The 12,967-nt window shown below is 29.3% G+C and carries 9 protein-coding genes and 1 tRNA gene; all 10 read right to left on the bottom strand.

Going from position 1 to position 12,967, the window contains the following annotated elements; genetic code table 11:
• Positions 1 to 3: 3 nt before the first annotated feature.
• Positions 4 to 78: transfer RNA gene (locus HCG76_RS17785), tRNA-Asn, on the bottom strand.
• Between the two features lie 211 nt (positions 79 to 289).
• Positions 290 to 1,795 carry a lysine--tRNA ligase gene (gene lysS, locus HCG76_RS17790; RefSeq protein ID WP_221701596.1) on the bottom strand — a complete coding sequence of 502 codons (1,506 nt, stop codon included), beginning with the start codon at positions 1,793 to 1,795 and terminating at the stop codon, positions 290 to 292.
• A 16-nt stretch (positions 1,796 to 1,811) separates the two neighbouring features.
• Positions 1,812 to 2,294, bottom strand: a complete 483-nt coding sequence (gene greA, locus HCG76_RS17795; RefSeq protein WP_221701595.1) for a transcription elongation factor GreA — start codon at positions 2,292 to 2,294, stop codon at positions 1,812 to 1,814.
• Between the two features lie 169 nt (positions 2,295 to 2,463).
• On the bottom strand, positions 2,464 to 3,444 hold the full coding sequence (gene dusB / locus HCG76_RS17800) for a tRNA dihydrouridine synthase DusB (protein WP_221701594.1): 981 nt from the start codon (positions 3,442 to 3,444) through the stop codon (positions 2,464 to 2,466).
• Positions 3,445 to 3,448: 4 nt separating this feature from the next.
• On the bottom strand, positions 3,449 to 4,228 hold the full coding sequence (locus tag HCG76_RS17805) for a type III pantothenate kinase (RefSeq protein WP_221701593.1): 780 nt from the start codon (positions 4,226 to 4,228) through the stop codon (positions 3,449 to 3,451).
• A gap of 130 nt (positions 4,229 to 4,358) precedes the next feature.
• A complete protein-coding gene (locus HCG76_RS17810) occupies positions 4,359 to 6,029 on the bottom strand; it encodes a formate--tetrahydrofolate ligase (protein WP_221701592.1) in 1,671 nt (556 codons plus the stop codon).
• A gap of 201 nt (positions 6,030 to 6,230) precedes the next feature.
• Positions 6,231 to 8,033 (bottom strand): ATP-dependent zinc metalloprotease FtsH, encoded by a 1,803-nt coding sequence (ftsH, locus tag HCG76_RS17815; protein WP_221701591.1) that lies wholly within the window; start codon positions 8,031 to 8,033, stop codon positions 6,231 to 6,233.
• Positions 8,034 to 8,083: 50 nt separating this feature from the next.
• Complete coding sequence (gene hpt, locus HCG76_RS17820) at positions 8,084 to 8,623, bottom strand: hypoxanthine phosphoribosyltransferase (protein ID WP_221701590.1); 540 nt, start codon at positions 8,621 to 8,623, stop codon at positions 8,084 to 8,086.
• Positions 8,624 to 8,627: 4 nt separating this feature from the next.
• Positions 8,628 to 10,025, bottom strand: coding sequence for a tRNA lysidine(34) synthetase TilS (gene tilS / locus HCG76_RS17825; RefSeq protein ID WP_221701589.1), 1,398 nt, complete (start codon positions 10,023 to 10,025; stop codon positions 8,628 to 8,630).
• Between the two features lie 187 nt (positions 10,026 to 10,212).
• Entirely contained in the window at positions 10,213 to 12,597 is a 2,385-nt protein-coding gene (spoIIE, locus tag HCG76_RS17830; protein ID WP_221701588.1) for a stage II sporulation protein E, read from the bottom strand.
• Between the last annotated feature and the right edge of the window lie 370 nt (positions 12,598 to 12,967).

The raw sequence follows: 12,967 nt of genomic DNA on the forward strand, positions 1-12,967 counted from the left end.
AAATGGCTCCGCGAAGAGGACTCGAACCTCCAGCCTATCGGTTAACAGCCGAGTGCTCCACCATTGAGCTATCGCGGAATGTCATTGCATAATTTATTATATCAGCTTTTATGTAAAATGCAATACCTTTTTTAAAACTTTTTTATTTTTTCTTTAATTTAATATATTATAGCTAATCATTAACAATATTAACCCGTTTTTAAGATATAATAATTTACTTTACTTATTTAAAGTACTTTCATTTTTATTTATTTTCATAATAAAAAAACCACCTTTCGGTGGCTTTTTATTAATTTAATGGTTTCATTGTTGGGAATAGTATAACATCTCTTATTGATGCAGAGTCAGTTAAGAACATTACTAATCTATCTATTCCTATTCCAAGTCCACCTGTTGGTGGCATACCTGTTTCTAACGCACTCATGAATTCTTCATCTATCATGTAAGCTTCATCATCTCCAAGCTCTCTTTCCTTAGCTTGTTGAGCAAATCTTTCTCTTTGAACAATTGGATCATTTAATTCAGAATATGCATTACATAATTCTCTACCAAATACAAACCCTTCAAATCTTTCAGTAAACATTTCATTTCCTCTCTTTTTCTTTGTAAGAGGTGAAATTTCAACTGGATAATCTATAATGAATGTTGGTTGAATCATATGCTTTTCGCCGAATTCTTCATATAACATATTTAATACTTCACCTTTAGTAACAGTATTTAATGGTTTTGGGAATTCTAAGTGCTTTTCTTTAGCAATAGCTTGAGCTTCTTCATCTGTTTTAATTTCATTGAAATCAATTCCTGCATATTCCTTAACAGCATCAACCATAGTTATTCTTCTCCATGGTGCTTTAAAGTCAATCTCAGTACCTTGGTAAGTAACTTTTGTAGTTCCGTTTACTTTTTTACAAACATACTCAATCATGTTTTCAGTTATTTCCATCATATCATTATAATCAGCATAAGCTTCATATAATTCAATCATAGTGAATTCTGGGTTATGTCTAACTGACATACCTTCATTTCTAAAGTTTTTTCCCATATCATATACTTTTTCAAGACCAGCAACTATTAATCTCTTTAAATATAATTCTGTTGCTATTCTTAAATACATATCTATATCTAAAGTATTATGATGTGTAATAAACGGTCTTGCTGCAGCACCACCAGCTATTGCACCTAATATAGGTGTTTCAACTTCTAAAAATCCTCTATTATCTAAGAATTCTCTTATTCCTTTAATAATTTGAGTTCTCTTTATTATTGTTTCCTTAACACCAGGATTAGTTATAATATCTACTTCTCTTTGTCTATATCTTAGATCTGGATCCTTTAATCCATGCCATTTTTCTGGAAGTGGTTTTAAAGACTTACAGATTAATTGGATTTCTTTTGCCTTAACTGAAACTTCTCCAGTTTTAGTTTTGAAAACTTCGCCAGTACAAGCAACCCAATCACCTAAGTCATTAGTCTTGTATTGTTTTAAAGCCTCTTCTCCAACTTCATCAATCTTTATGAATAATTGAATTTTCCCATCTCTATCATGTATATCAGAGAAAACAACTTTTCCTTGCCCTCTCTTAGACATAATTCTACCAGCAACAGTAACTTCTTTACCTTCTAACTCTTCAAAGTTATCCTTAATCGCTTGTGAACTATGTGTTCTATTAACTTTATATACATCGAAAGGATCTTTTCCCTCTTCTTGTAATTGAACTAGTTTCTCTCTTCTTAATCTTTCTTGTTCATTGAATTGTGATTCTAGTTCTTGCATATTCATTTCTTCAGTTGACATTCACTATACCTCCAAATTAGTCTCTTCTTATTTCTAAGACTTCAAACTTACTCATTCCACTTGGAACTGCAACCTCTACTACATCTCCAACTTTCTTTCCTATTAATGCACTACCCACTGGTGATTCATTTGATATTTTAAAATTCATCGGATCTGCTTCTGCTGAACCAACTATTGTATATTCAACTTCTTCATCAAATTCGTAATCCATAACTTTAACGATTGAACCTACTGATACCTTATCTTTTGGAATTTCGCTTTCGTCAACAACTACAGCATTTTTTAACATATTTTCTAATTGAATTATTCTTCCTTCAGTAAAGGCTTGGTCGTTTTTAGCTTCATCATACTCAGAATTTTCACTTAAATCTCCATATCCTAAAGCTACTTTTATCTTCTCTGTTATTTCTTTTCTTTTTACTGTTTTTAAGTATTCTAATTCCTCTTCAAGTTTTTTAACACCTTCGTAAGTCATTATAAATTTTTTTGATTGACTCATATCTTTCTCCCCTTCAAAGCTTAACCGTATTCACATATCGAATACAGAAACTTAGTAATCTTAAAATCATTTTAAATATTATAAATCAAGCTATTTCATCTGTCAATAAAATAACTAGCTATTTTATTTACTTATATATTAATATATTGTTAAAACATATTATATACTTTTATAAGTATATATGTCTTACTTCTTCTTTATAACTTTGTAATATATCTACTACTTCCTGTGTTGTAGATAAACTATTTACAATATTTCTTAACTCACCACTATTAGGTAATCCTTTTAGATACCATGAGGCATGTTTCCTCATTTCTCTTACTGCTTTAAACTCACCATCATATTTTATTGCTAGCTCATAATGTCTTAAACACATATCAATTTTCTCTTCAGCACTTATAGGCAATATCTCTTCACCTTTCAGCACACTCTCTATCTGATTAAATATCCATGGATTTCCCATACTTCCTCTTGCAATCATTATAGCATCACAATTAGTAATTTCTTTCATTCTTAAAGCATCTTCAGGAGTAAAAACATCTCCATTTCCTATAACTGGGATAGAAACAGCCTTCTTTACTTTACCTATTATATCCCAATCAGCCTTACCTTCATACATTTGTTTTTTTGTTCTTCCATGAATAGCAATCGCATCTGCACCAGAATATTCCATAACTTTGGCAAATTCTACTGCATTAATATTATCTTCATCATATCCTTTTCTAAATTTAACTGTAACAGGTTTACTTGAAACTTTCTTAATCTCACTTACTATTTCTCCTGCAAGTTTAGGATTTAATAACAATGCTGAACCTTCACCATTTTTTGTTATCTTAGGTGCTGGACACCCCATATTTATATCCAAAATACATATATCATTTAATTTATTAAAATGACTTTGTACAACTTCAGCCATTATTTTTGGATCATTTCCAAAAATTTGAGCAGCTACTGGTTTTTCTTCATCTGCAATTCTTAATAAACTCTTGGTATTTTCACTTCCATAATATAATGCCTTTGCACTTACCATTTCAGTATAAACTAATCCACAGCCCATTTCTTTACAAAGACCTCTAAATGATATATCAGTAACGCCTGCCATAGGTGCTAAGAAAACACTCTTTTCAAAATTAAGGTTTCCTATTTTCATTTGTTTACTCCTTATTTTTATCGTAAATTATTCTTAACCCCTCTAATGTTAAGCTTGAATCAACTTTATTAATTACATCAGTTGATTTTGCTATTAAGTTAGCTAATCCTCCAGTTGCAATTACATATGGATTTTCAAATCCCATATCAATCATTTCACTTTTTATCTTGTTAACTATATATTCTACTTGCCCTATATACCCATATAATATACCAGCCTGCATACTAGCTACAGTATTTTTACATATTATACTTTTAGGTAATTCTAATTCTACTCTTGGTAGTTTTGCAGCTCTTTCAAATAAAGCATCAGATGATATTCTCACCCCTGGACAAATACATCCACCTAAATAATTCCCACTTTCAGTAACAGCACAATAAGTAGTGGCTGTACCAAAATCAATAATTATTACGTTTCTTCTATACATTTCATGAGCAGCAACTGCATTTACTATTCTATCTGCCCCTACTTCTTTAGGATTGTCATATTTAATGTTTATACCGGTTTTTACACCCGGTCCAACAATTATAGGATCTATATTAAAACTCTTCTTCATCATATTCTCTAAAGAATGCATTATATTAGGTACAACAGAAGATATTATTATTCCCTTAACTTCTTTTGGGTTTAAATCATTTTGATTAAATAACTGTATCATTTGTATTCCATATTCATCTGAAGTTTTCTTAGAGTCAGTAGAAATTCTCCAACCAGCTATATAATCATTATCTTTATATACTCCTATAACTATATTGGTATTCCCCACATCTACCAGTAGAATCATAAACGCACCACCTTAACATAATTAAAGCAGCCCTAAAGCTGCTTTTATTGTAATATTAAACAGTAATTAAAACTAATACTTTAATTTTAACAATTACATGTTATTTGTCAAGTGTTGTAAATTTTAAAAATTAAAATAATCCTACAATTTCTCCACTTTCTAGAATATCCATTCTATTAGCTGCTGGAACCTTTGGTAAACCTGGCATTGTCATTATATCTCCAGTTAAAACAACTATAAATCCTGCACCATTTGATACTCTAACTTCTTTAACAGTTATATCAAAGTTTTCTGGTCTACCTAGTAGAGATGGATTATCAGATAATGAATATTGTGTTTTAGCCATACAAATAGGTAGCTTATCTAATTCAAATTTTTCAAGCTCAGCAATTTGTCTATTGGCTGCTGGAGTATATAAAACATTTTTTGCTCCATATATCTCTCTAGCGATAGTTAAAACTTTATTTTTAATACTTTCTTTTTCATCATATAATACTTTGAAGTTTGATTCTTCATTGTCTAATACTTCATTTACTATATTAGCTAATTCTAATCCACCTTCTCCGCCTTTAGCCCACACATCACTTAAAGCAACTTTTACGCCTAATTTTGCACAGAAATCTTTAATAAATTGTATTTCTTCTTCTGTATCTGATACAAACTTATTAATGGCAACAACTACTGGCACATTATATTTTTGCATATTCTCTATTTGTTTTTCTAAATTAACTATTCCCTTAGCTAACGCTTCTACATTAGGAGTATTTAAATCTTCTTTTTTAACTCCCCCATGATGCTTTAACGCTCTCATTGTAGCAACAACAACTATGCAATTTGGAGATAAATCACCATATCTACATTTTATATCTAAGAATTTTTCAGCTCCAAGATCTGCACCAAATCCACCTTCAGTAACAACAACATCACCTAATTTTAATGCCATTTTTGTCGCAACTATAGAATTACATCCATGTGCAATATTTGCAAATGGTCCCCCATGAATTATAGCAGGCGTATTTTCTAGCGTTTGAACTAAATTAGGTTTAACTGCATCTTTCATTAATAATGCCATTGCCCCTTGAATTTCTAATTGTTTTGCATACACAGGGTTTCCATCTAAATCATATGCAACTAATATATTTCCCATTCTCTCTTTTAAATCAGATAAACTAGTAGCTAAACAAAGAATCGCCATTATTTCAGATGCAACAGTTATCATAAATCCATCTTCTCTTAAGAAACCATTAACTTTACCACCCATACCTACAACGATATTTCTTAGAGCTCTATCATTCATATCCATAACTCTTTTAAATATAATTCTTCTTGAATCTATTCTAAGGTTATTTCCTTGATGGATATGATTATCTATAGCTGCACATAATAAATTATTAGCTGTAGTAATAGCATGCATATCTCCAGTAAAATGTAAGTTTATATCTTCCATTGGAACAACTTGTGCATAACCACCGCCAGCAGCTCCACCTTTTACACCAAATACAGGACCTAAAGATGGCTCTCTTAAAGCTATTACAGCTTTTTTTCCTGTCTTACATAACGCTTGCCCTAACCCTACTGTAACTGTAGATTTTCCCTCTCCAGCAGGAGTTGGATTTATAGCAGTAACAAGAACTAATTTTCCATCTTTTTTATCTTTGTTATTATTCAACATATCTAAAGAAATCTTACATTTATATTTTCCATAAAGTTCTATATCATCCTCACCTAAGTTTAACTTTTCCGCAATTTTTACTATAGGTTCCATTTTTGCTTCTTGAGCTATTTGAATATCACTTTTCATATAATAAACCTCCTTAATATTTTCAAATTTTATGTATACCTAATTATATCACCATAAATTTCTTTTTTAAACACAAATCGAACATTTTTATTATTTTCTATCTAAATATTCGTATATATTCTTTAATATTATTCTAAATCCAAACTTTTAATTCGTTATTTAACTTAAATATTCAAAAAAAAGCAGCCTTACGGCTACTTTTTAATTTGCATCAAAAATCATTTCAAATTCTTTTCCATCTATTTTTTCTTTATCTAATAATTCCTTTGCAACTGCATGAAGTTTATTTATATTTGTTTTTAGAAGATCTTCAGCTCTTTCATATGCTACTTCAATAAATTTCTTTACTTCCTTATCTATTTCAGCACCAATTTCTTCACTAAAGTTTCTACCTCTACCAAGATCTCTTCCTAAGAATACTTCATTATTATCAGAACCATATGAAATAGCACCAATTTTATCACTCATTCCATATTCCATAACCATTGCTCTAGCAATTGAACTAGCTCTATCTATATCATTCTTAGCTCCAGTACTTATATCTCCTAATATTAGCTTTTCAGCAACTCTTCCTCCTAAAAGACCTACCATTTCATCTTGTAACTTCTCTTTAGAAGTATAGGCTCTGTCTTCAGTCGGTAAATGCATAGTATAACCACCAGCCATACCTCTTGGTATAATACTTATTTCGTGAACTGGATCTGAATGTTTTAAACATTTCATTACCACTGCATGACCTGCCTCATGATAAGCAGTAAGTTTTCTATCATGCTCACTAATAGTTCTACTTTTCTTTTCAGGCCCTGCAATAACTCTAGTTATTGCTTCTTCAAACTCTTCCATACCTATAGCTTTTTTATTTTTTCTAACAGCTAAAAGCGCTGCTTCATTTGCTAGGTTTTCTAAGTCTGCTCCACTAAATCCTGGTGTTCTTTTCGCTAAAACTTCTAAACTTACATCAACCTCTAAAGGTTTTTTATGTGTATGAACTTGTAATACAGCTTCTCTTCCTTTTCTATCTGGTCTTTGAACAACAATTTGTCTATCAAATCTACCTGGTCTTAATAAAGCTGGATCAAGTATGTCTGGTCTATTTGTAGCTGCTATCATTATGATACCTTCATTTGCTCCAAACCCATCCATTTCAACTAATAATTGATTAAGAGTTTGTTCTCTTTCATCATGGCCTCCACCAAGACCTGCACCTCTTTGTCTACCTACAGCATCAATCTCATCTATGAATATTAATGCTGGTGAATTTTTCTTTGCTTGCTCAAATAAATCCCTTACTCTTGATGCTCCAACACCAACAAACATTTCAACAAAATCAGAACCTGAAATACTAAAGAACGGAACACCAGCTTCTCCTGCAATAGCTTTTGCAAGTAAAGTTTTTCCTGTTCCTGGAGGACCAACAAGTAATACTCCCTTTGGTATTCTAGCTCCCATTTCAGTATATCTCGATGGGGCTTTTAAGAAATCTACAATTTCTTCTAATTCGGCTTTTTCTTCATCTGCCCCTGCAACATCATCAAATGTTACTCTTTTAGCATCTGGAGACATCATTTTAGCTCTACTTTTACCAAAGTTCATTACACCTTTACCACTACCACCACCTTGTGATTGTTGAGTAAAGAAGAAAATAAACACTAAAAATAATATTATTATTAAAACACTTGGTATTATACTAAGCCATACACTATTATTAGATGGCGCAACATACTCTATCTTAATATCATTTTTTGCATATTGACTATTTAACATCTCCACCATAGAATCTGGTGCATATACTGTAAAGTTTTTATCATCTCTTGTTTGCCCTGTTACAAGCATTTTATCTGGGTCTACTCTCACACTTTCAATTTCGTCATTTATCCACTTTTGTTGGAAATCACTAAATACTATTCTGTCAGAACTACTTTCTCCCCTTAAAAGAAATGATGCGGCAAAAAATAATAATATTATAGCTATTATCCATACAGTAGCACTTGAATATTTCTTCATTCAAGGCCCCCCTTTCTTTGTGTATTTTAATTTTATAAAATTAATTTAAATTATTTCTCATAAACTTCTCTTTTTAATATTCCTACAAAAGGTAAGTTTCTATATTTTTCAGCATAATCAAGTCCGTATCCAACTAAAAATTCATCTGGAGTTTCAAATCCAATATATTTACATTCTATATCTACTTTTCTTCTAGATGGCTTAGTTAATAATGATACTATCTCAACAGAGTTAGCCTTTCTACCTTTTAAATAATTTAATAAATAATCTAATGTAACTCCACTATCCACTATGTCTTCTACTATAATAATATCTTTTCCTGAAACTTCATGATCTAAATCCTTAAGTATTCTAACTACCCCTGTTGTTTCAGATGATGTTCCATAACTAGATACCGCCATAAAATCAATTTCACAAGGTATAGTTATATTCTTGATTAATTCTGCTGCAAATATTACAGAACCTTTTAATACTCCAACAACTAATAAATCTTTTCCTTTATAATCATTACTAATTCTTCCTGCTAACTCTTTCACCTTAGCATTTATAACTTCCTCACTAATTAACACTTCTTTTATATCTTGTAACATATTCTTATTCCTTTCTGTCAAATGATATTTTTAATATATTTTTTGTATCTTGAGTTACTTTAAATAATTGAGATGTCTTGTATCCTAAAATCCATGAAATTTTATTATCAAAACATATAATAGGAATATTATTTCTATCTTCCCTTGGTATTTTTAGATCAATAAAAATATCTTTAAGCTTTTTACTGCCATTCATACCTAAAGGAACAATCTTATCACCATCTCTTCTATATCTAATTTCAATCTCTTTTTCTATATTATCATAATCAAATAACTTTATTAAGCTATTTTTAGGAAATTCTCCCTTATTTTTATTCTCAATTATTTCAAACTTTATAATGTAATCATTAAAAATAACCTTATCAGAAATATTACTTTTATTTATTTTAATCTCACAATAGCTACAATCATTATCTTTCTGCTTTTCTTCATTAATAAAAATAATATCCCCATATAAATTTTCACACAAAATTTTATTAGTTAAATTTAGTTTTTTTCCTGTTTCTTTATGTGCTAAATTAACTATTTCATATATATGTTTCATCTCAAAATTTTGATGCGAATTAGAAATTTCCTTAAATGCTCTTATTATAACTCTAGTTACAATTGATTCCATTTCTTTTTCGAATAACCCTTTAGATATCTTTAACTTTCCATCATGATTTTCACAATATACATTGTAACATTTCTTGGAATATTCTTCTATAAATTCATTATCTTTTTGTAATAATAATGTCATTCTATTTAATGTATCAACTATATCTTTATTAAAATTTTCTCTCATATAAGGTAATATATCTAATCTAACTTTATTTCTACTATAAATTCTTTCATAATTACTAGCATCTATTCTAGGATTAAGATTATTTTTTTCGCAATATTCCTCAATTTCTTGTCTATTTAAGCATAATATCGGTCTAATAATTCCATCTATTCTTTTTGACTTTATTCCAGTTAACCCCTCTAATCCTGTACCTCTCATAATTCTCATTAATACAGTTTCAGCTTGATCATTAGCATTATGAGCAACTGCAATTTTATCATACTCGTACTTTTCTCTTATTTTTTCAAACGCTTTATATCTTTCATTTCTTCCTGCAACTTCTAAAGATACATTTGTATCTCTTGCAACATACTCTATATTTATTCTTTTTACATAATGATTTATTCCTAATTCATCACATAACTTAATTATATATTTCTCATCATTATCAGCTTCTTCACCTCTTAACATATGATTAATATGAATAGCACCTAATTTTAGATTAAATGTATCTTTTAATCTATATAATATGTGTAATAAGCATACAGAATCTGGCCCTCCAGATAATGCAACCAATATTTTATCTCCCTGCTTAATAATTTCATTTTCTCTTATATAATCTATTACTTTATCTAACACTTGTATTCTCCTATTTTTTTAATATACCTCTATAATACAGTTACGTTTTTTTAATGTAAATATACTATGTACTAACTTTATACTTAAATAAACTCTATAAAATGTTAATAAAAGTGCTCCATTGGAGCACCTTTAAAACATTTTTACTGATATACTCTATTTTTTATTATAAATAATTAAATTTTTCTTAACATGCATAAAGCTTGGAAACTACTATAGTCATATCATCAATTACTCTTCCATTACTTCTCTTCTTCGCTAAATCTAATATTTCCCTGGAAATTAGTTCTGGATTATTTTGTTCACCTTTTAAATAGCTTACTATCCAAGAATAATCACCAATATTTGTTTTATCTCCATCTATTACTCCATCACTTATTGTAACTATTATGTCTCCTTGCTTTACCTTTTTCTTAATTGGTGTAATATTTATATCATCTAATATACCAAATGGTAAAGATGAACTATTAATCACTTCAACTTCTGCTCCTTTTTTAATAAAACTCATACTCGCTCCAACTTTAATAAACTCTGTTTCACCTGTATATAAGTCTATAGAATTCATATCTAAGGTAGTAAACTTTTCATCTTCACTAAACTTCATACCCATTATAGAGTTTACAGCATTAAGCATAGTTGTTTCACTAAAACCACCCTCCATAAATTTTTCTATCAATTCTATGGCAGCTTCACTTTCTAAACCAGCTTCTGGACCTGATCCCATTCCATCACTAACTATAGTTACATATTCTCCTACTTTATTTTGCCCAAAGCTATAACTATCACCAGAATACTTTTCTCCATCTTTAACATTAAAAGAAACATAAGAAGTTACATTATATTTATAAGACTCCTCTATAGTTACTGAACATTCTTTAGTTTCTGGATCAATTTGGCATCCATCTTCAGCAATGCTTAAAGGTGTTCTAACAAGCTCACTAATAACAGGAATAATTAACTTTCTACAATAATTTTCTCCATCATAACTATCTATCTTTATCTTTATTTTTAAACGCCCTTTTCTATCTGTATATGAATATACATTATTATATCTTATCTTATGTTTTACTAAAGTTTTTCTTAATAATTTATCTATTTCTAAACAACTATCTACATTATTATTGAAATCTCCAAGTATACTTGAAACTGTAGTAGCCATATTATTTACTTGATTTGCTATAACACTTCGTCCTTCTATAAGTCTAGATTTTAATGCCTCATTAATAGTATAAGTTGAAAATAACTCTTCAGCACTTTTTAATAATGTAGTTCTTTTTACACATTTTAAATTTAAGTCTTTTGGTAAATATAATTTTTTACTTTCACAACTTAACATAAGTTCCCCAAAATCTGAAAAAGTACTGTGAAGTTCTCTTCCCCAACATTTATTATTCATTTCACATTCTTGACATACTCTATCTGCCAGGCTTTCAATCATTGCAGCTCCTTTATTTTTCATAAGTAATTTTTCATTACCTGATAAACTTTCAATAGATGTTGCAACTGCAGTTAAAGATCCTCTTAAAGACTCTAATCTATCTATAAACTCTAATTTTATTCCTTCAACTTGAGCGTCACTTATAATTTTAGTTTTTTCTTCATTATTAAGTTCTCTTAATATTTCTTTAATAGTTTTTGCCGGAATTAACATCATAATAACTCCTGCTATAATAACTTCTATAATTGATTGAATTGTTATATTTCCAGTATAAGTTAACATCATAAATAAAGATATTGCATATGCTAAAACAGAAAATACCTTTCCTGTCTCTTTAAATACTCCTACAATTAATCCACATGTGGCATACATAGTAGTAGATATTAATAAATCATTATTTGCAATTCCTATTATTATTCCCATAGTTATTCCTAAGATTGCACCTGAATTACTTCCCGCTGCATAAGCCGTTGTAATAACCATTGTTAATGCTATTATAGTTCTTATTTCAATTCCAAATATAACAAAATTACCTATTCCCGCTATAACAAGACAGCTTAATATAGCAATACTAATTAACTCTTCTGTAGAATAAAAATAATTGGTATTTATTTCTTGCATACATCCAATAGCATAATTAAGAATATAAAATATAGGTATTATAACTATAGATTTTGCTAAAGAAAATACTAAATTTATTTCTAAGCTTTGTTCTCCTATTAATAACCCTACTGATATAGCAGTTACAACAATAGCTAAAAATGAAATTCTATTTTTCAACCCTTTATTTAAAGCATTACAAATAATTTTACATAACAATATTACTGTTGCTAATGAAATATAAAGTATAATATCTATCTTCTTACTACCGCCAGTTAAATATCCTATTACTACCGCTACAAAAACTAAAGCTATTCTCTTTATATCACTTTTTTTAGATATCGATAGAAGATATCCTATCCCAAATGGTGCTAAATACAAACCTTCTACAAACCCAAATCCCACTCTACTCAGCATAGCTCCGGAAATTAAGACCATAACTAAACCAAATACTCCATTTTCAAAACTTAATTTCTTTTTTTCTTTTTCATTATTCACTCGCCTATAGCTTGGCACTTCAATACCGTAATCCATATTTATCATTCTCCTCATAAAATTCCTAATAAAATAATATCATTTTTATAATTAGAGTTATGTCAATTAATGTTTACTACTTTTTTGTTTCGTAAGACATAATCCCTTTTTTTTCCAATAAAAACATTAATATTTTCTTTGTAAAAATTCTTTTACTAATTATTAAATACGAACATACATTTTTTATAAGGGAACTTTAAAGAATTAGCTTGTGCATTTTGTCGTAAAAGGAAAATAAATTTATATATTATTTAGTAATAAAATTATCTTTTAATTAATACAATTAATTTTATAATCGAGTAGGAGGCAGATAATTATTTTATCTACCGACCTCTCACACCACCGTGCGTACCGGTCTGGTACACGGCGG

Source organism: Clostridium sp. K13 (assembly GCF_019734195.1).
Classification (GTDB): Bacteria; Bacillota; Clostridia; order Clostridiales; family Clostridiaceae; genus Clostridium.

What these genes read in the sequence shown, in the direction of transcription:
- HCG76_RS17810 (WP_221701592.1), bottom strand. Translation starts at nt 6,029, where the DNA reads ATGAAAAGTGATATTCAAATAGCTCAAGAAGCAAAAATGGAACCTATA.
- lysS (WP_221701596.1), bottom strand. Translation starts at nt 1,795, where the DNA reads ATGTCAACTGAAGAAATGAATATGCAAGAACTAGAATCACAATTCAAT.
- spoIIE (WP_221701588.1), bottom strand. Translation starts at nt 12,597, where the DNA reads ATGGATTACGGTATTGAAGTGCCAAGCTATAGGCGAGTGAATAATGAA.
- greA (WP_221701595.1), bottom strand. Translation starts at nt 2,294, where the DNA reads ATGAGTCAATCAAAAAAATTTATAATGACTTACGAAGGTGTTAAAAAA.
- HCG76_RS17805 (WP_221701593.1), bottom strand. Translation starts at nt 4,228, where the DNA reads ATGATTCTACTGGTAGATGTGGGGAATACCAATATAGTTATAGGAGTA.
- ftsH (WP_221701591.1), bottom strand. Translation starts at nt 8,033, where the DNA reads ATGAAGAAATATTCAAGTGCTACTGTATGGATAATAGCTATAATATTA.
- dusB (WP_221701594.1), bottom strand. Translation starts at nt 3,444, where the DNA reads ATGAAAATAGGAAACCTTAATTTTGAAAAGAGTGTTTTCTTAGCACCT.
- hpt (WP_221701590.1), bottom strand. Translation starts at nt 8,623, where the DNA reads ATGTTACAAGATATAAAAGAAGTGTTAATTAGTGAGGAAGTTATAAAT.